Origin of the sequence: Xanthomonas citri pv. citri (assembly GCF_000961215.1) — a bacterium.
Lineage (GTDB): Bacteria > Pseudomonadota > Gammaproteobacteria > Xanthomonadales > Xanthomonadaceae > Xanthomonas > Xanthomonas cissicola.
This window is the reverse complement of sequence record NZ_CP008998.1, coordinates 4,440,613-4,460,125: the sequence shown is the minus strand read 5'-3', so window position 1 is coordinate 4,460,125 and position 19,513 is coordinate 4,440,613. Positions and strand designations below refer to the sequence as shown.

Annotated in this window: 17 protein-coding genes; 7 read left to right on the top strand and 10 right to left on the bottom strand. The window is 66.7% G+C overall.

Annotated elements, in window-relative coordinates; all coding sequences use genetic code 11:
* Window positions 1-57: 57 nt before the first annotated feature.
* On the top strand, window positions 58-834 hold the full coding sequence (locus AMD14_RS19645) for an SDR family oxidoreductase (protein ID WP_003484465.1): 777 nt from the start codon (window positions 58-60) through the stop codon (window positions 832-834).
* 157 nt (window positions 835-991) lie between these two features.
* On the opposite strand, the gene AMD14_RS19640 is transcribed toward AMD14_RS19645, so the two are convergent.
* From AMD14_RS19640 to AMD14_RS19600, 9 genes are all read right to left on the bottom strand, one after another.
* Window positions 992-1,642 carry a DUF4124 domain-containing protein gene (locus AMD14_RS19640; protein ID WP_015472876.1) on the bottom strand — a complete coding sequence of 217 codons (651 nt, stop codon included), beginning with the start codon at window positions 1,640-1,642 and terminating at the stop codon, window positions 992-994.
* A gap of 23 nt (window positions 1,643-1,665) precedes the next feature.
* Complete coding sequence (locus tag AMD14_RS19635; RefSeq protein WP_003484461.1) at window positions 1,666-2,439, bottom strand: hypothetical protein; 774 nt, start codon at window positions 2,437-2,439, stop codon at window positions 1,666-1,668.
* A gap of 226 nt (window positions 2,440-2,665) precedes the next feature.
* Window positions 2,666-3,229: an L-threonylcarbamoyladenylate synthase type 1 TsaC gene (gene tsaC, locus AMD14_RS19630; protein ID WP_011052537.1), complete on the bottom strand. Its 564-nt coding sequence runs from the start codon at window positions 3,227-3,229 to the stop codon at window positions 2,666-2,668.
* A 10-nt stretch (window positions 3,230-3,239) separates the two neighbouring features.
* A complete protein-coding gene (locus AMD14_RS19625) occupies window positions 3,240-5,732 on the bottom strand; it encodes a DNA topoisomerase I (RefSeq protein ID WP_011052536.1) in 2,493 nt (830 codons plus the stop codon).
* A gap of 182 nt (window positions 5,733-5,914) precedes the next feature.
* Complete coding sequence (locus AMD14_RS19620; RefSeq protein WP_011052535.1) at window positions 5,915-7,183, bottom strand: RDD family protein; 1,269 nt, start codon at window positions 7,181-7,183, stop codon at window positions 5,915-5,917.
* A gap of 41 nt (window positions 7,184-7,224) precedes the next feature.
* Window positions 7,225-7,947, bottom strand: a complete 723-nt coding sequence (locus tag AMD14_RS19615; RefSeq protein WP_015463663.1) for a pilin — start codon at window positions 7,945-7,947, stop codon at window positions 7,225-7,227.
* A 40-nt stretch (window positions 7,948-7,987) separates the two neighbouring features.
* Window positions 7,988-8,461 (bottom strand): DUF494 family protein, encoded by a 474-nt coding sequence (locus AMD14_RS19610; RefSeq protein WP_011052533.1) that lies wholly within the window; start codon window positions 8,459-8,461, stop codon window positions 7,988-7,990.
* A gap of 42 nt (window positions 8,462-8,503) precedes the next feature.
* Window positions 8,504-9,649 carry a DNA-processing protein DprA gene (gene dprA / locus AMD14_RS19605; protein ID WP_011052532.1) on the bottom strand — a complete coding sequence of 382 codons (1,146 nt, stop codon included), beginning with the start codon at window positions 9,647-9,649 and terminating at the stop codon, window positions 8,504-8,506.
* Window positions 9,650-9,720: 71 nt separating this feature from the next.
* Entirely contained in the window at window positions 9,721-10,857 is a 1,137-nt protein-coding gene (locus AMD14_RS19600) for a LysM peptidoglycan-binding domain-containing protein (RefSeq protein ID WP_003484447.1), read from the bottom strand.
* Between the two features lie 131 nt (window positions 10,858-10,988).
* Between AMD14_RS19600 and def the strand changes: the two genes are divergently transcribed.
* The 5 genes from def (at window position 10,989) to AMD14_RS19575 (ending at window position 17,350) form a co-directional block, all read left to right on the top strand.
* A complete protein-coding gene (def, locus tag AMD14_RS19595) occupies window positions 10,989-11,501 on the top strand; it encodes a peptide deformylase (protein ID WP_003484446.1) in 513 nt (170 codons plus the stop codon).
* 400 nt (window positions 11,502-11,901) lie between these two features.
* Window positions 11,902-12,825, top strand: coding sequence for a methionyl-tRNA formyltransferase (gene fmt / locus AMD14_RS19590; RefSeq protein WP_005921922.1), 924 nt, complete (start codon window positions 11,902-11,904; stop codon window positions 12,823-12,825).
* A complete protein-coding gene (rsmB, locus tag AMD14_RS19585) occupies window positions 12,825-14,135 on the top strand; it encodes a 16S rRNA (cytosine(967)-C(5))-methyltransferase RsmB (RefSeq protein ID WP_011052531.1) in 1,311 nt (436 codons plus the stop codon). The genes fmt and rsmB overlap by 1 nt, the downstream gene beginning before the upstream one ends.
* A gap of 50 nt (window positions 14,136-14,185) precedes the next feature.
* Window positions 14,186-15,907 (top strand): ArnT family glycosyltransferase, encoded by a 1,722-nt coding sequence (locus AMD14_RS19580; RefSeq protein ID WP_011052530.1) that lies wholly within the window; start codon window positions 14,186-14,188, stop codon window positions 15,905-15,907.
* Window positions 15,908-16,072: 165 nt separating this feature from the next.
* Window positions 16,073-17,350 (top strand): O-antigen ligase family protein, encoded by a 1,278-nt coding sequence (locus AMD14_RS19575; protein WP_011052529.1) that lies wholly within the window; start codon window positions 16,073-16,075, stop codon window positions 17,348-17,350.
* Between the two features lie 193 nt (window positions 17,351-17,543).
* Here the strand turns inward: AMD14_RS19575 and AMD14_RS19570 are convergent, their stop codons facing one another.
* A complete protein-coding gene (locus AMD14_RS19570; protein WP_011052528.1) occupies window positions 17,544-18,368 on the bottom strand; it encodes a glycosyltransferase family 2 protein in 825 nt (274 codons plus the stop codon).
* On the opposite strand from AMD14_RS19570, the gene AMD14_RS19565 reads away from it, so the two are divergent.
* On the top strand, window positions 18,369-19,427 hold the full coding sequence (locus tag AMD14_RS19565) for a CDP-glycerol glycerophosphotransferase family protein (protein WP_011052527.1): 1,059 nt from the start codon (window positions 18,369-18,371) through the stop codon (window positions 19,425-19,427). It abuts the gene before it with no gap.
* Window positions 19,428-19,513: the final 86 nt, after the last annotated feature.

Genomic DNA, 19,513 nt, shown 5'->3' with positions numbered 1-19,513 from the left:
TGCGCGTCAACTGCGTTGCAGCGGCCGTTTCCTGCGCTTTTGAAGAGGATCACCCACGTGACAACGCACCGTTGGCGGCTGGATGGACAGACCGCCCTCATCACCGGCGCCAGTGCCGGCATCGGCCTGGCCATCGCGCGCGAACTGCTCGGCTTCGGTGCCGACCTGCTGATGGTGGCACGCGATGCCGATGCCCTGGCGCAGGCGCGCGATGAGCTTGCCGACGAGTTTCCCGAGCGCGAGCTGCATGGGCTGGCCGCCGATGTCTCCGACGATGAAGAGCGCCGCGCCATCCTGGATTGGGTGGAAGACCATGCCGATGGCCTGCATCTGCTGATCAACAACGCCGGCGGCAACATTACCCGCGCCGCGATCGATTACACCGAAGACCAGTGGCGCGGCATCTTCGAAACCAACGTGTTTTCCGCATTTGAATTGTCGCGTTATGCGCATCCGTTGCTGACGCAACATGCTGCGTCGGCAATCGTGAACGTCGGCAGCGTCTCGGGCATCACCCATGTACGTAGCGGCGCGCCGTACGGCATGACCAAGGCGGCGTTGCAGCAGATGACGCGCAACCTGGCGGTGGAGTGGGCCGAAGACGGCATCCGCGTCAATGCGGTGGCGCCGTGGTATATCCGCACCCGCCGCACCTCCGGGCCGTTGTCCGATCCGGATTACTACGAGCAGGTGATCGAACGCACCCCGATGCGCCGCATTGGCGAACCGGAAGAAGTGGCCGCCGCAGTGGGTTTTTTGTGCCTGCCAGCCGCCAGTTACATCACCGGCGAATGCATCGCGGTGGACGGCGGCTTCTTGCGCTACGGGTTCTAGCGCAGGCAACAAATACCGCCTGGTTCCGATTGGATGCGCATGGACGCAGAGCCGGCATGTTCATGCACACGCCGGTTCTGCACGCGTCTTCTTTCAGCAAATGGTGATTGCTCGCCCGCCGTCCAGACCCGTTGGCTCAATGACGCGACAGGGGTGTTCAGGGTGTGGCGGCTGGATTGGCGCAACGGCTCTCGTCGAGAACCCGGCGCATCTGCTCATAGCGTTGCTTGCGTTCGGCCGACTGCGCTTCGTCGGAGAAGCGCCAGGTGGATTCGGCCTGCTCGGCGCGTTTGCGCCAGGCCTCGCACAGGCTCTGGTCCGGCACCGGCGCGCAGCGGTCGGTGACCACCTCGCAGGCGCTGCCGCCCCCAGTGGCCGGCCCGCCGGCCAGGTTGGTGGTCTGCATCGGCAGGCAGCGCGTGGCCGGTTCGCGGTCTTCGGTGAAGTAACGCCCGTTGTCGTGTGCGGTGCACTCGAACAGTGGCGGCGGTGGCAGGGTCGACGTCGAGGTGACCGTCGGTGCTGGCGGTGCGGCGGGCGTAGCCGGTGCGACGGGCGCCGAGGCAGCCGCCTGCGCGGTAGCCCGTGGTTGCGCCGCTGGCATCGCATGTGGAGGCGATGGGTTGGTCGCGCCGCCTGGCGCGAATGGCACCGCTGCCGGTGCGGTCATCAGCTTCTTCTGTTGTTGCATGCCCTTAGGGCACGGCATGTTCTGCACCGTCAGTGCGCCAGCCGCATCGGTACAGCGATAGATGGCCACTTCCTGCGCGCCGGCCAGCGAACCGAGCGCCATCATGCCGAGCGTCATTGCGCCCAACAGCGGCCAGCGCCTCATGCGCCGCCACAGTCGCGTTGCTGGCGCGCCTCGATACCGCGCTGTTCGCGGCTGAGATCTTCGCGCTCGCTCTGCAGCGCGCTGTTGTAGCGGCGGATCAGCTCCCAACGGCGGTCGGCCAGCCGCGCGCAGACTTCCTGCGCGGGCAGGGCGTGGCATTCGTCGCGGATCTGCACGTTGCCGTAAGGCACGATGACCGTGCCTCCGTATCGGCCACCGTTGTAACCGCCCTGATAGCCGCCTTGGTAGCTATCTACGCCGAAGCTTGCGTTGCCGCGGATGCTTCCTCGTCCGGAGCCGCCCTGCACCGAGATCGCCGGACGCGGGTTCACCGAGATCGGGGGGCGCTGGATACCGCCACCGCCGCCGACCGGGGGGGCAATGGTATTGCCCACATAGGCGGGGCCCCAGGTCGGCACCCAGCGCGGATTGCCTTCCGGGCTGTCGCTCGTGTAGCGGTTGCCGTCTTCGGTGGTGCACTCGTACATTGGCTGTGGCGGTTGTACGGTGACGATACGGACTTCATGCGTGGGCGCTGCGACGACCGGTGCCGGCTCCACGCGGGCCGGACGCGGTGGTGGGTCTTGCGGCCGTTGCAGATCCAGCACCTGCTGGCGACCGCTGCTGCAGGGCGCATCCTGCAGGGCGACGGTGCCGGTGCTGCTCACGCAGCGATAGACCCGCACATTCGGGTCGGGTTTGCTCGCGGCGGTGGCGGCCGACGCAGGCAGCGCCGCGGCGAGCAGCAGAACAGTCAGGACGATGCGCATGGCCGCAGTGTGCGCGTCTGTGCGGCCGTCGCAAAGGGGGAGCGGCTGAACGGTGTGCAGGGTCGGGGCGACGACGCGCCAGATGGCGGCGGCCTGCTGCCGAAGGGGCGGGCAGTCGCCAGGTAGGCCGACAAGGGCGACCGCCCGGAACAGTCGGCATGGGACAGACGAACCGATGGACCGGCCGCGCTCGCCTGATGACTGCGCGGTCGTTTGTCGGCCGCACTCAGTCGCGCAGGATCTGCCCGCTGCGTGCGTCGCGGATCTGGGTCGGCTGCGCCAGGGCGCCGGTCTCGCCATCCACCACGCCGTCGATCGTCGCCAGCAACGCCGGATCCAGGGCGGCGCGGCTGCGCGCTGGCGGCTCGCCGGCCAGGTTGGCGCTGGTCGACACCAGCGGCGCCCCCCAGGCCCCGCACAGGGCCGCCACCACGGGATGCGCGCTGATGCGTACCGCCAGCCCGTCATGCTCGCCGGTGACCCAGCGTGGCGCCCGGTCGGTGATCGGCAGGATCCAGGTGTGCGGGCCGGGCCAGCTGGTCAGCACGTCCCGCCGGCGTGCCGGCTCCAGTGCGTCGATGTCGACCCAGTCGCGCAGTACGTCCACGCTCGACGCCACTACGATCACGCCCTTCTCCACCGGGCGCCGCTTGATCTCCAGCAGCCGCATCACGGCCGCTCGCTGGCGCGGGTCGCATCCCAGTCCCCACACCGCTTCGGTCGGGTAGGCGATCACGCCGCCCTGCGTCAGTGCGGCGACGGCGCGATCCAGGTCGAGTGTGTCGGTCATGCTGCGCCTCTCAGCCCGCGGCCTTGCTCACGGTTTTCTTGACCACGCGCTTGGCGGCCTTCTTGGTGGCCGTCTTCTTGGCTGGCGCCTTCTTGACAGCGGTCTTGCTGGCCGCGGTCTTGGTCGCGGTCTTCTTGACGGCAGGCTTCTTCGGCGCCGAATCCTTGACCGTATTCTTCTTCAGGGTGGCCTTCTTGGCGCCGAAGCCCTTGCGCACCGGCTTGCCGGTGTCGGCCAGCAGCTGCTGCACTTCTTCGAACGTCAACGACGCCGGCTCACGGTCCTTGGGGATCTTGCCATTGAGCTTGCCGTCGCTGATGTAGGGGCCGAAGCGGCCGTTGAGCACCTGGATGTCGCTGCCGTCGAATTCCTTGATCACCCGGTTGCGTGCAATCTCTTCCTTCTCTTCGATCAGGAAGATGGCGCGCGCCAGGTCGATGGTGTAGGGGTCGTCTTCCTTCTTCAGCGAGGCATAGGTGCTGCCGCGCCGCGCGAACGGGCCGAAACGGCCGATGCCCACGCTGACATCCTGGTCCTTGTCCTGGCCCAGCGCGCGCGGCATCTTGAACAGTTCCAGCGCATCTTCGAGGGAGATCGAATAGATGCTCTGGCCCGGACGCAGCGACGCGAAGGTGGGCTTGTCCTCGTCTTCGACCGTGCCGATCTGCACCATCGGGCCGAAGCGACCGATGCGCGCGCTGACTTCCTTGCCGCTGACCGGGTCGGTGCCGAGCACGCGCACGCTGCCGGCATCGGTCTTGTCCAGCGAGTCTTTCTTGTCTTCGACCAATTCCTTGAACGGGCCCCAGAACTTCTCCATCAACGGGATCCACTCGGCTTCGCCGCGCGACACCGCGTCCAGATCGTCTTCCAGATTGGCGGTGAAGTCGTAATCGACGTAGCGGGTGAAATGCCCGGACAGGAACTTGGACACTGCACGGCCCACGTCGGTGGGACGGAAGCTGCGGCCTTCCATCTCGACGTATTTGCGGAACTGCAGGGTCTGGATGATCGAGGCGTAGGTGGAGGGACGGCCGATGCCGTATTCCTCCAGCGCCTTGACCAGCGCCGCTTCGGTGAAACGCGGCGGCGGCTGGGTGAAGTGCTGGTCGGTGACGATGCGGTCCAGCGGGACGTTGTCGCCGGCCTTCATCAGCGGCAGCTTGCGGCCTTCGTCCTCGTCCTCGCTGCTCTTGGTGTCCTTGCCTTCTTCGTACACGGCCAGGAAGCCCGGGACCACCACGGTGGTGCCGCTGGCGCGGAACACGTGCTCGCTGCCGGCCGACAGATCCACGCTGACGGTATTGAGCGTGGCCGGAATCATCTGGCAGGCCACTGCGCGGCGCCAGATCAGCTCGTACAGGCGGCGCTCGTCCTCGGACAGGAAACGCGCCACCTGCGCCGGGGTGCGCAGCGCGGAGGTCGGGCGCACCGCTTCGTGGGCTTCCTGCGCGTTCTTGGATTTGGTGGTGTAGGCGTTGGGCTGGTCGGGGAGCGAAGCGGTGCCGAAGTCGCGCGCGATCACATCGCGGATTTCCGCCAGGGCGTCCTGCGACAGGTTCACCGAGTCGGTACGCATATAGCTGATCAGACCGACCGAGCCTTCGTCGCCGAGTGCCACGCCTTCGTACAACTTCTGCGCCACCTGCATGGTCTTGCGGGTGGTGAAGCCGAGCTTGCGCGAGGCTTCCTGCTGCAGCGTGGAGGTCGTGAACGGCGGGGCAGGGCGGCGCTTGCGCTCCTTGCTGGCCACGTCGGTGACATGCAGCACGCCTTGCGCGGCCTGCTGGATGCGCAGGCGCGCCGCCTCGGCGGTGTCGCCGTCGGTCACGGTGAACTGCTCGAACTTCTGCCCATCCAGCTTGATCAGTCGCGCGTTGAACGCCTGCGAGGGATGCCGGCAATGCGCATCGATGGACCAGTACTCGCGCGGGATGAAGGCTTCGATCTCTTCTTCGCGCTCGACGATCATACGCAGCGCCGGCGATTGCACGCGGCCAGCGGACAGGCCGCGCTGCACCTTGCGCCACAGCACCGGCGACAGATTGAAGCCGACCAGGTAATCGAGCGCGCGGCGCGCCTGCTGCGCATCCACCAGGTCGCCGGCGATCATGCGTGGCTTGGCCATCGCCTCCTTGATCGCACGCGGGGTGATTTCGGTGAACACCACCCGCTGCATCGGCTTGTCCTTGAGCAGGCCGCGCTCCTTCAGGATCTCGGCGATGTGCCAGCTGATCGCCTCGCCCTCGCGGTCCGGGTCGGTCGCCAGAAAGATGTCGTCGGCACCCTTGGCGGCACGCGCGATGGCTTCGACGTGCTTCTCGTTCTTCTCGATGAGGTCGTAACGCATCGCAAAGCCGTTGTCCGGATCGACCGCGCCTTCCTTGGGGACCAGGTCGCGCACGTGCCCATACGAGGCCAGGACGGTGAAGTCCTTGCCGAGGTATTTATTGATCGTCTTGGCCTTGGCGGGCGATTCGACGATGAGCAGGTGCTTGGGCATGGTGGCAACTTGTTGGGGCGGAGCCCGGGGGGCGGGTAGCGTGGCCTAATTGGCCGGTCGAGGGAAGCGGATCGACCGTTTCCCACGCGTTAACGCCCGGGAAGGACTCCCGGGCGTTCAGTTCTCTTATTAGAAAGATCACGGCGGGCGTCGCCGTGTCAAGCGGCCAGCGCCGTGAACTGCTAGCTTTGACTCATTCCGATCGCCGCCAGCATGAAGGCCACGACCACCACCGAGAGCACCAGGATCAGCCCGTAAATGGCCAGAACCACGATGGACACGGTATCCAATCCTCTGGATTGCCGCTCCGGATGCTCGGTGAACGCCCAACGGTCCACGACCAGGGTGTCGCAGACCTTGTCGTGCGGGGCCTGCTTGCGCTCGGTCATGCCGGCCATGAAGGCCGCCACGATCACCCCGATGCCCAGGGTCAGCACGCTGATCAGCATGTAGGCCAGATAGCGCAGCACATTGCGCCAGAATCCGACCCGGCCGCCGTTGCTGTCGGCACGCACCAGCTTGATGCCGCAGGCGAGCTTGCCCAGGCTGGCCTGATGCCGGCTGGACTGCATCCAGGCGAAATACAGCGTCGGGATGGCCAGGCCGATGCCATAGGACATCACCACGATGGCGATGCCGAGCGCACTGCCGTTGTCCAACGCCGAACCTGAATCGCCGCGCGTGGTGACCAGCGCCACCACGAACACCAGCGGGATCACGATCAGGTACACCGCAAAGGTGGTGATCAAGCTATCGAGAATGCTGGCGGCCACGCGCCGCCAAAGACCGGCGTAGACCACTGGCGCATCCTGCAGCGCCAGGCCTGCTGCGGCGGCAGCGGGGGCCGGGGCATCCCAGGCCCCTGGAGGTGGCGCGGTCGCCGCTGCCGGGGTGTGACCCGGTGTCGGCGTGGTGCTCGAGGTCGTGGTCGGGCTTGGATCTGACGCCAGCGGCGCGGTGGACCATGCCGACGGGTCCGATAACGGGGATTGATCGCGCGGCGGATGTAGTGGGGAGTCGATTGCCGGGTGGTGACCGGCATCGTCAGTCGCGCCGGCATCATTGGTGCTGGCACTCGCACCGGCAATGCCGCCGCCGGCAACTGCCGGCGGCCAGCGCGATGTTTCAGCGGCGTGGTCGTCGATCGGCAAGGTTGCGGAAGCCGAGGCTGTGGCCGGCGGGTTGTCGCCGGGATACGCAGCCGACAGTGGCGCATGGCGTGTCGCATCCGCCGGCATCGGCCCGCTGGCTTCCGGGCCCGCGGCCGGCGCTGCGCCGCCGAAGCCTAGCTCGCCCTCGACCTCGTGCAGTGCCACCCACTGCGCCAGACCTTCGCGCCAGACCAGGCTGGAGCCGTCGACGATGCCCTGCGACAGGCGCGCACGAAGCGTGTCCGTGTCCACCGGCCCCTGGCGCTGCCGCTGTGCGTCGGCGTAGTACCACTGCGTCATGTTGTCCCCTTAGCGTGTCGCGATCGGCATGCAGCAGGCGGTCAGCCGCGGCAATCCGGTGGAAGTTGGGTGTCGTCGATTTCGGAACTGCACCGCCAGCTGCCGGCATCCGCATCCAGCTCCAGCCATACTGCCTTGCCGTCGATTCTGGCCGACTTGGGCGCATGGAGCACGGCTTCGATGCCGCATTCGCTGCCCTCGAAACGGCCGATGCGCACGCTGCTCAGCCGCTCGCTCGCGTACTGCTCGGGTGGCTTGAACCCCGTGTCGTCATTGGCCGGGCAGCGGCCTTCACTGGCCAGAAATTCGGTGATCTGCGGCTTCAATGCCGCCAACTCGCCGACCGCCTCGGCGACCTTGGCGCGGCTCAGGTAATCGTTGTAGGCCGGGAGTGCGATCGCAGCCAGGATGCCGATGACGCCCACCATCACGAAGACACCGACCACCGCACCTAGCACTGCAACCAGCGGCCAGCCTGAGCGATCGCTGCGCGGCTGCGCTGGCGCGATGGACGGATGGGCTGGCGCGGTGTACGCCGCGGCAGGCGGCAACGGCGGTGGAACCGCGCCCGCCCGCACATCAGTGGAAACAGGCGGACCCAGGGTGTCGGCGCACGCCGACAGCGGCACCCAATGGTCCAGGCCTTCGCGCCAGACCAGCGTATCCAGGGCGATCACGCGATCGCGATACAGGCCCAGCAAGGCATCGTCGGCCACCGGGCCATGCCGATGGCGGTGGCCATCGGCGTAATACCAACTGCGCATCCCCGTTCCCCTGCACGCACATCCGTGGCGGCTTCAACGCTCAGTGTACGGGTTCAGGCTCGTCCAGGAACATCTGGGTTTCCATCCAGGCGTAGGCCGCTTCCGCCCCGGGCTGGTTGAACAACACCATCAATACCACCCACTTGAGGTCGTCCAGATCCAGTTCGTCCTGATCCAGCGCCATGGCGCGGTCCAGCACCAACTCGCGCTGGTCGGCGTCGAGGATGCGGTGTTGCTCCAGGAACAGCAGAAATCCGCGGCAGTCGACATCGAGCTTGTCCAGCTCCGGCCCGTGATAGATACGCACCGGTCCATCGACATGCGGGCGCGCGACGCTGGGTCGCTGCTCGGAAAGCGCGTCCAGCCAATCGAAGGCTTTGCTGATTTCTGCGGGACTGAAACCGGCCTGGATCAGGCCATTTTGAAGCGAGTCATGGTCACGGACCAGGTCCGCGTCTTCGCTAAAGTAATGTTCAAACAGGTACAGCAGTACATCGAGAATGCTCTCTTTCATTGCCCTCGGCCTGCGTCGCGCGACGCTGTGGAGGTGAAGAAACTAAGGATTGCGGGTATAGCGACCGTGCTCGGTGACCACGTCTCCCTCCAGTTCCATGATGAGCAGCATGGAGGACAGCGCGGCGGCCGTCAATCCGGTGCGCTGCACCAATGAATCCATAGGGGTTGGGTCGTGGTCCAGCGCTTGCCACAAGCGCTGGTAGTCGGGATCAGAGCGGGCAGGACCGGGGCCAGCGCTGGTCGTAGCCTTCCCGGGCAACTCAGTGGGGGCGGCCAGGCGCTCGCGCAAGGCGGTGGCCAATTCGCCAGACAGCTGGCCCAGTCCCTCGATGACCTGTGCGGGCTCCTGCGCCAGCGTGGCGCCCTGCCGGATGAGGTGATGGCAGCCGCGCGCGAGCGGATTGTGCAGCGAGCCGGGTAGGGCGAACACCTCGCGGCCTGCTTCGGCCGCCAGCCGGGCGGTAATCAGTGCACCCGAACGCATCGCCGCTTCGACCACCAGCGTCCCCAGCGCCAGCCCGGCAATGATCCGGTTGCGGGCCGGAAAGTGCGCCGCGACCGGGGCAGTGCCCGGCAGATATTCGCTGACCACCGCGCCGCGTTCGGCGATGCGATCGCGCAAGCCTTGGTGCCGCTCGGGATAGGCGACATCGACACCTGTGCCGACCACCGCCACCGTGATGCCGTCGTGCTGGGCCAGTGCGCCCTCGTGTGCGATCGCATCCACGCCGGCGGCCATGCCGCTGACGATGCTTAACCCGGCGCAGGCCAGGCTCGAGGCGAATGCGCGGGTGTGGTCGCGGCCGCCGGCAGTGGCCGCGCGGCTGCCGACCACCGCCACGCCCGGGTGCCAGAGGGCATCGGGGTCGCCGTCCACGAACAAGGCCATCGGCGGGTTGGCGATATGCCGCAGCAGCGCCGGGTAATCCGGATCGCGCCAGCCGATCAGGTGATGGCCGGGCTGTTCGCACCAGCGCAGCGCGGCCTCCAGCGCATGTGGATCGGGGCTCTGCAGCAGCGCGGCTTGCACCTCATCGCAACCAGCGGCACGCCACGCCCCAGGCCCGGCGGCCAGCATCTCGGACGCTGACCCGTACGAAGTCAACAATTTTCGTCGCGGTGGGCTGCGGCCGCCAGCCAGCAGCAGGATCAGTAGTGCGCGTAGGTCGGGAGCGGTTTGGGCCATACACCCAGGCTAGGCCACGAACGACGACGGCGCCCTCGGGCGCCGTCGCGTTGATGCATCGGATCTTTCGCTTATTGCGCGTCAGGATGCTTGACGAAATAGCCCAGGCCGGTCGGCTTGACGCTTTCCATCACCAGCGCATAGCTGACCTTGTCGAAGGTGCGGAATACCATGGCATGCGAGGCGTACTCGTCGGGCAGGCCGACGGTGGAGCCGGACGGGCCGCTGAAATCGTCGTCGGTCCGCGAGAAGCGCGAGTGCTTGACGCGGTCGCTGACCGTGCGGCCCTTGCGCCAGATCGAGAACACCGTGCCGTTGTTGATGCCTTCGCGAGCGCCGCCGGAGATGGCGATCACATCGCGCGTGCCGCCAACGGTGAAGGCGTCGGAGATGGCCAGCACGCGCAGCTCGGTCTGCAGCGCCTGTTCCGACGGCGGATGCGGGATGAACTGCAAATCGTACGGCTGCGCTTCGACCGCAACGATGCGATCGCCGGCGCGCACTTCGCGGCCGCTGTCCTGCAACAGCAGGGTCGCCGCCTTGGAGTTGCCGCCTGCCGCGCTGCGGGTGATGGTGCCGACATTGACCTGCGCCATCTCGTAGCCGAGGAACTCGCGGCGCGTGCTCGGCGCGATGAAGTTCTTCCAGATGTTGCCGGAGCCGGCGGTGATGTTGCCGGCCATGTCCAGATCTTCGTTGTGCTTGGGCAGGCTGAACTTCACGGTCGGGCGAACCACCGCAAAGCGCTGACCCGGCTGAGCGTTGTCCAGCCCGACCACGTAGGCGACCTGGCCGGTGGTGGCACGCGTGCGACCGCCTTCCAGACCCACGACGTACGGCAACTGGTCGAAGTCATCGACCACGCGCAGGTTCTTCAGGAACGGCTCGACGTCGGCCAGCGGAATGGCGTTGATCGGCGCTTCCTGGCGCGGGCCGGGCTGGACCGTGCCTTTGCCGACCCGGTCCAGATAGGCCAGGCTGATCACGTCACCCGGATAGATCAGGTGCGGATTCTGAATCTGCGGATTGGCTTGCCAGATTTCCGGCCACAGCCATGGTTTTTGCAGGAAACGCCCAGCGATGTCCCACAAGGTATCGCCCTTGCGGACCACATAGGTGTCTGGATGCTCGCCCACCGCTTGCGCGGCAGCGTAGGTCGCGACGGTCAGCATCGCCGCAGCGACGACCGTACGAAGTCGGTTCAACATAGGTGCCTTCTTGCCTGATTCCCCAACAGGTCTGCGCACTATAGTCTAGAAACCGGGGCGCCACGCAAGCATTGCGCTAGAATGACACCGTCTTGCCGGCGCCGCGCCGGTGTTTCCAGACGGGTAACCCCATGGCTTTGCTCCCAATTCTTGAGTTTCCCGATCCGCGGCTGCGCACCAAGGCCGTGCCGGTCGATGCTGCCGAGGTCACCAGCCAGGCGTTCCAGACGCTGCTGGACGATATGTTCCACACCATGTACGAGGCGCCCGGCATTGGCCTGGCTGCCAGTCAGGTGGACGTGCACAAGCGATTCATGGTGATCGACATCAGCGACGAGAAAAACCTGCCGCAGGTGTTCGTCAACCCGGAGATCGTGAGCAAACAGGGCGAGCAGCTGTATCAGGAAGGCTGCCTGTCGGTGCCCGGCATCTATGCCGATGTCAGCCGCGCCGATGCGATCACCGTGCGCTATCTCGACCGCCAGGGCCAGCCGCAGGAACTGCATGCCGACGGGCTGCTGGCCGTGTGCATCCAGCACGAGATGGACCACCTGGACGGCAAGCTGTTCGTGGATTATCTCTCGCCGCTCAAGCGCGAAATGGTGCGCAAGAAGCTGGCCAAACAGCGCAAGCATGTGGCTTGAGGGCCGGGATTGGGGATTGGGGATTCGGGATTGGCAGATGCGGGTTTTTGCTGGCCTTTGAGTCCGCTGGTTTCAAATCGTTGAGCGCTCATCTCGGTGCGAACTCATGGCGATGGCGGTGCATTGCCATGGCGCCACGTCTGCGGGCGGATGGCCGTGAAACTTCGGATGCGGACGTCGTGATGGATGAGCCGCTGCCTGCAGCGGGCATTCAATTCTCGGTTGCCAGGCCTGTCTCTCGACGCGCTCGATCGAGGATGGGCCACGCAGGTGCTGGCACCGGGTTGCCGAATCTTCCAGCGCAGATCCCGTTTCCACCTCTCAGCTCCACGCCATTCTCGCCCCGGCCAGCACACCTGCCGTTGCGACTCCCCACTCCCGAATCCCGAATCCCAGCCCTATGAGAATCATCTTCGCCGGTACGCCGGATTTTGCCGTCCCGTCGCTACGCGCCGCCGCGCAGCGGCATGAGGTGGTGGCGGTGTACACGCAGCCCGATCGCCCCGCCGGACGTGGTCGCGGGTTGACGCCCTCGCCGGTCAAGCTGGAGGCGATCGCGCGCGGCATTCCGGTCTTCCAGCCGCAGACGCTGCGTTCGCCCGAAGCATTGGCGACGTTGCGCGCGCTCGATGCGGACCTGATGGTGGTGGTGGCGTACGGGTTGATCTTGCCAAAGGCAGTGCTGGCCGCGCCGACGCACGGCTGCTGGAACGTGCATGCCTCGTTGCTGCCGCGCTGGCGTGGCGCCGCGCCGATCCAGCGTGCGATCGAGGCCGGCGACACCGAGACCGGGGTGTGTCTGATGCAGATGGAAGCCGGGTTGGACACCGGCCCGGTGCTGCTGTCGCAGCGCATCGAAATTGGCGAGCAGGACACCGGCGGACAGTTGCACGACCGGCTGGCCGCGCTGGGCGCGCAGGTGCTGTCCGATGGCCTGGGCCTGTTGCGCGCCGGCATCCGTCCGGTGGCCCAGCCGCAGCCGGCCGACGGGGTGACCTATGCGCACAAGCTGGACAAGGCGCAGGCGCGGCTGGATTGGGCACAGCCGGCGCAGGAACTGGCGCGACGCGTGCGGGCGTTCAACCCGTGGCCGGTGGCCGAGGCGATCCTGGCGGGCGAGCGCGTGCGCCTGCATGGCGCGGTGGCGCTTGAACTGGCCCATCAACAGCCGCCGGGCACCCTGCTGGCGGCCAGCAAGCAGGGCATCGATATCGCCTGCGGTGAGGGTGCGCTGCGGGTGCGCGTGCTCCAGCGCGAGGGCGGCAAGGCGATTACCGCCGCCGATTACCTCAACGCGCGACGCGACCTGCCGGCGCTGCGCTGATGTCGGCCGACACCGCAACCGCCGGCGTCGCCTCGCGCCTGGCTGCCGCACGCGTACTGACGGCGGTGTTCGATCAAGGCCGGTCGTTGAAGGCCGAACTTGCCGCGACCTTGCCCGGCATCGGCGATCCGCGTGATCGCGCGCTGGTGGAGGCGATCTGCTTTGCGGTCATTCGCCGGCGCCCGGCGTATGAGGTCGCGTTGCGGCAATGGCTGGAACGCGCGTTGCCGCCCCGCGATGCCGAACTCAAGGCGCTGCTGATGGTCGGTTTCGCGCAACTCGAGGTGCTGCAACTGCCCGCGCACGCCGCGTTGTCGGCCACCGTGGATGCGTGTCGCGCACTGGGCCGGCCCCGTCAGGCCGGCATGGTCAACGCGATTCTGCGGCGTGCCCAGCGCGAAGGATTTCCCGCGGTGGCCGACGATGCCGGTTGGCCGTCTTGGCTGCGCAAGCAGTTGCGCGCGGACTGGGGCGATCGTGCCGAAGCCATTTTCACCGCAAGTGCGCAGATGGCGCCGATGTGGCTGCGCGTGCAGCGTTCGCGCACCGACCCTGCGACATATGTCGCACGACTGGCCGAACTGGATATCGTCGCGCACACCGATGCTGTATTGCCGGATGCGGTGCGCCTGCACAACGCCGTGCCGGTGAGCCAGTTGCCGGGCTTCGCCGAAGGCGATGTTTCGGTGCAGGACGGCTCCGCGCAGCAGGTGGCCGATGCGTTGACCCTGGCGCCGTCGGCACGCGTGCTCGATGCCTGCGCCGCGCCCGGTGGCAAGGCGGCGCATCTGCTGGAGCGCCATCCCGGATTGCAGCTCGTGGCGCTGGATGTGGATGCGCGCCGCCTGGAGCGCGTGCAGCAGACCTTGCAGCGCACGGTCCCCAATGCGCTAGTTGCGTTGCAGGCGGCCGACGCCGCCGATACGGACGCATGGTGGGACGGCCGGCCGTTCGATGCGGTACTGCTGGACGCGCCATGTTCGGCCACCGGCGTGGTGCGTCGTCAACCGGATGTGCTGCTGCACCGGCGCGCCGACGATATCGAGGCGCTGTGTGCGCTGCAGGCGCGGCTACTGGATGCGACCTGGCGCACGCTGCGCCCAGGCGGACAATTGCTGTACACCACCTGCTCGCTGTTGGCGCGCGAGAACCAGGCGCAGGTCGAGGCATTCCTGCAGCGCACTCCCGACGCACGCGCGCAGACCTTGGGTGCGCAGTTCGGGCATGCCGCCGGCGCCGGACGTCAGCGGTTTCCAGGCGAGCAGCACTGCGACGGATTTTTCTACGCGCTTTTGCTAAAAGCCTCCTGATCGCGCGCGAAGTCCAGCGCTCCACCCTCTGCGACCGACTGCCGCCCGACATGTTCAAGAATCGCGCTTCCACCGATGTCTGGTTGCTGGCCATGACCGCCGTGCTGGTGATCGGTGCCGGCCTGGGTTTGCGTGACCCGTGGCCGGCGGACGAGCCGCGCTTTGCGCTGGTGGCCAAGCAGATGGTGTTGAGCGGCGACTGGTTGTTCCCGCATCGCGGCAACGAGCTGTATTCGGACAAGCCACCGATGCTGATGTGGCTGCAGGCGCTGTCCTACACGTTGCTGGGCAATTGGCGGGTGGCGTTCCTGCTGCCGTCGTTGCTGGCCGCGTTGGGCACATTGGCCTGCGTCTACGATCTGGGCCGGCGCATGTGGACCCGGCGCGTCGGTCTCTATGCGGCCTGGATGCTGCTGTTTACGCTGCACTTCACCTTCCAGGCCAAGAAGGCGCAGATCGACCCGCTGGTGGTGTTCTGGATCACCTTGGCCAATTACGGATTGCTGCGCCATCTGCTGATGGGCCCGGCCTGGCGCTGGTGGACGCTGGGCTGGTTTTCCGCCGGCTTGGGCGTGATCACCAAGGGTGTGGGCATCATCGCGCTGCTGATGCTGATCCCGGCCGGGATTGCCGCGGCGCGTGGTTGGGCGGGTGTGCGCGTGCATGTGCGCGACCGGCGCTTCTGGTTGGGGCCGCTGTTCTTCTTCGTGGCGATCCTGTTGTGGTTCGTGCCGATGATGGTGACGGCGCTGACCGCCGGCCAGCCCGAATACCGCGTGTATCTCAACGACATCCTGCTGCGCCAGACCGCCAAGCGCTACGCCAGCTCCTGGGATCACGCGCAGCCGGTCTGGTACCACCTGCAAAGCATGGCCACGATGTGGCTGCCGACCATCCTGCTGCTGCCGTGGGCGATCCCGGCGTGGCGGCGCCGGCTCAAGCGGCGCGACCCGCGCTATCTGCTGCCGCTGGCCTGGTGGCTGCTGGTGCTGGTGTTCTTCACCATTCCCAGCGGCAAGCGCGATGTCTACATCCTGCCGGCCCTGCCGATGTTCTGCCTGGCACTGGCGCCGCTGGTGCCAGGCCTGCTGCGCCGTGCTGGCGCGCAGCGGCTGCTGTTCGGGTTCGGGGTGCTGCTGGCGCTGGTGTTCAGCGCCGGTGGCACGGCGATGCTGATCGGCCATCCGGGCTTCGAGCAGAAGATCATGGACAGCCGCGGGGTCGGCAGCGAAGCCACCGACCCATTGGGCTGGCTGCTGCTGGCGGTCGGTACCTGGGGCGTTGCCAGCCTGCTGCTGACGCGGGTGCGCCGCTCCGCATTCGCGGTGGTCTCGCTGCTTGGTGCATGGTGGGTGGCCTTCGGGCTGGTCTGCTACCCGATCTTCAACGATTCCAGTTCGGCCGGCGCGGTGATGCGCGAGGCCGGGCGCCGCATCGGCCCGGATGCGCAACTCGGGCTCGTGGCATGGAAGGAGCAGAACCTGCTGATGGCCGACCGCCCGGCGCAGACCTTCGGCTTCAAGGTGCCGTGGGAAACCCAATTGCAGCGCGGCGTGGCCTGGCAGGCACAGCAACCCCGCCAGCGCTGGCTGATGGCGCAGGAAACCGCGTTGCTGGCCTGCGTGGATCGCAGTCGCAGCCAGCTGGTGGGCGTGGCCAATCGCCGACGCTGGTGGCTGGTGCCGGGCGATGCGGTGCATGGCGACTGCGTGGCCAGCTCCAGCGAGCGCGCGGTGGAAGCAAAAGAACAGGGCAACCTGGATACCGAATGAGCCAGCGCAACCCACAGGCATGCGCACGTGCCGGGCGCCCTTTGTACGGCGTCAATGCGCCAGATGGCGGCCGTCTAGCAGGGATTCATGCGGCGCATCGTTAGCTTGGCCGGCGTTGCCGCCGCCCGGCCGCTGCGTTACCTCCCTTTCACCGCCGATCTCTAGATGAATTCCTTGCGTACCCAGCCCGCATCGCTTTCGCCGTCTGCTCAGACCACATCGCGGGCAGGCGTGCGCATTGCCGAGTTGGGCGTGTTCGTGTTGACCGCGCTGGTGGTCAGCATGCCGAGCGGGCTGCTGCCGTTCGGCCTGTGCCTGTTGCTTGGTTCGCTGATCGGCTGGCGCAGCCTGCGCGACGGCATTGCTGCGCGCGAATGGTCGTTGCGCGTGGTGGGCTGGCTGACCGTGGGGGTGATTGCGATGTCGCTGCTGTCGATCGCCTTGTTCGAACATGGGCTGCGCGATGTGGGCAATCGTTCGCGCTTCCTGGTGCTGCCGTGGGCGGCGCTATGGGCCTATGCATTGCAGCCGCGCCAGCTCTGGCTGTGGCGTGGCGCGCTAGCCGGCGTGTTCGCGGCGATGTTGATTGCATTGTTGCAGGTGATGAACGGCGCCGACCGCGCGGAAGGCTTCACCAACGCGATTGTGTTTGCCGACATTGCGCTGATGTTGCTGGTGGTGGTGGTGTTCTGTCGCCCGCCCGGCAATGTGCGTTGGCTAGTGGGCGCTGCGGTCGCCACGGTGGCGGTGATCGTGCTCAGTGGCAGCCGCGGGGTCTGGTTGGCATTGCTGGCGACGCTGGGCGTGCTGATCTGGGGCGCGCCGTGGCACAGCACGCGCATGCGCTTGCTCACCTTCATCGGCAGCGCGGTGCTGGCGATGGGTGTGGTGCTCAGTGTGCCGGGGCTGACCGATCAGATGCGCCTGGGCGAATTGCAGAGCGACCTGCAACGTTACGAAGTTGGCGATAGCGATTCGTCGGCCGGTGCCCGCATCGAACGCTTGCACGTGGCCTGGGATACCGTGACGGCGCATCCGCTGACCGGTGTAGGCGTTGGCCGTTTCGACGATGCGATGCAGGACCTGCCGGCCTGTGCCGCCGATCCGGCATTGGTTCGCTGTCATCTGGGACATGCACACAACGATCTGGCCGAATGGGGCGCAACCCAGGGTGTGCCCGGGCTGTTGCTGCTGCTTGCCGTCTACGGCGTGCCGCTGTGGCTATTCGTGCGCCTGCATCGGTGCAGTGGACAGAAACAGTTCCGCGGCCCGGCCGCAGCGGGGGTGATGATCGTGATCAGTTATGCCTTGTGCGGGCTGACCCAGTCGATGTTCGCGCATCAGGTGGCGGCAAGCTTCTACACGGCCACGCTCGGCGTGCTGGTGGGTCTGTCGGCGCGGCAGGCGCAGCAGACCGAGCTCGCTGCGACAAGCGCTCGCTAGCGGCAGGTGATCAATCAGCCGCATATGGTGCATGCGCAGGCATGCGCGCGTTTTGAGCGACTGCTAAGACAACTGCGCAGATGCCGAACCGGCGCACTTGTTGCTGGAATCGGCATCTCTCACCTGGATATGTCGACGTCTGCGCACTATTCGCAGCGGCTTGATGACTGCTCGCCAGGCTTTTCAACTGCGCCTACTCGCTGCGCCGTTCCGGCACGGGCGGCAGATCCTGCACCGGCTGATTGTGCTGCAGCAGCCACAACATGATGGTCTTCTGGCGCACGTAGTTGGCGCGCACATACGCGTAGATCAGCCCATGCCAGCCATCGCGAAAGCCGCCGCGCAACAGATAGCCGCGCCAGAAGCGCCAGGCCGGTGCCAGCACCAGCTTGCTCCAGGTGGCGCGTTTGCCGCGTGCGTGTTCGTGTTCGGCCATCATCTGCGCGTAGCGCTGGGTCTTGGCCAGCTGCTGCATCAGCGAGCGGTACGGGTAATGGATCAGATCGCCCGGCAAGGTCTCCACGGGGCCATCCACGCTGGCCGCTTCGTGGATTTCGCGCTTGCCACGCCAGCCACCACGGCGACGATCGAACAAGCGCAGTACCCGGTCCGGATACGCGTTGCCGTGGCGCAGGAAGCGGCCGAAGTAATCGGACAGGCGTGCGAAGCGGTAGCCGGCCGTCGTGGCGAACCCGGCATCGCGCGCAGCGATGATCGAGGCGCGCAGGGTATCGCTGACGCGTTCGTCGGCGTCCAGGCACAACACCCAGTCGTGGCTGGCCTGTGCCACGCAGAACGCCTTCTGGCTGCGATAGCCATCGAAGGCGCGCTGCAGCACGCGCGCGCCGTGTGCGCTGGCGATGGCGGCAGTGGCATCGGTCGAGCCGGAGTCCACCACCACGATCTCATCGCAGAACGCCAGCGAGGTCAGACAGTCGCGTAGGCGATCGGCCTCGTTGAACGCGATAATGCAGGCGCTAATGCGAGGCCGTTCGTCGGGTGCGGTCGAAGAGGACATGTGATGGCCGATTACCTGCTGTTCGCAACGGAGCGTTACGCGTTGCCTATTCTGGCGCCATTGGCGCAGGCGTTACAGGCCTGCGGGCACGCGGTGTCGGCCTGGTTCGAAGGTGGCGCGCGCGGGCTGGCGCTGCCGGGCGTGCGCGAGGTCGGCCTGCACGAGGCGTTGGCGCTGCGTCCGCGTGCGGTTTTCAGTGCCGCCAATTGGGTGCCACCGTTTGTGTCCGGCGCGAAAGTGCAGCTGTTTCACGGTTTCAATGTGCAAAAGCGCGAGGACAATCGCGGCCATTTCCGGGTGCGTGGCCTGTTCGATCTGTACTGCACGCAAGGCCCCGCCACCACGGCGCCGTTTCGCGCGCTGGCGCAGCGCGAGGGCCATTTTGCCGTGGTGGAAACAGGCTGGCCCAAGCTCGACCCGGTCTTTCGCGACGATGGCGGCCGTAGCGCGGCCTTGCGTGCGCCGGCCGCCGGCCGCCCGGTGATCCTGTTCGGTTCCACCTTCACCGAGCGGCTGAGCGCAGCGCCCGCACTCTACGACGAGATCGCCGCCGACATCGCGCGCGGCGCGCATTACTGGCTGCTGACCTTGCACCCGAAGTGCGCGCAGGAATTGTTCGACCGCTATCGCGCACTGGCAGGCGCCAACGCTCGCTTCATCGAGCCCGAAGAGGTCATGGCCGCGCAACGTGCGGCCGACGTGCTGGTTTCCGATACCTCATCGATCGTGTCCGAGTTCGTGGTGCAGCACAAACCGGTGGTGACCTTTCGCAACCGTGTGCCGCAGCCGCACATGCTCGACTTCCAGCAGGCAGAGCAATTGCCGCAGCAGCTGGCGCGCGCGCTGGCGCCGGATGCGGCATTGCGTAGCGCGCTTGCCAGTTACGCCGATGCGATTCACCCGTATAGCGACGGGCATTCTTCCGAGCGGGTGATTGCCGCCACCGAAGACGTCATCGCCGGCAAGCTCGGCGGACTGCGCCGCAAACCGCTGGGTGCGGTGTGGCGCGGGTTGCAGATCCGTCGCGAGTTGGGCTACTGGGGGCCGGCGCAGCGCTAAGCGCAGCTCATGCCACGACTGCGCAGCCGTCAGGCGGTCGTGGTCGGTGCTCGGATTCGGCATGTACCACGCGTGGATTGCAGTGC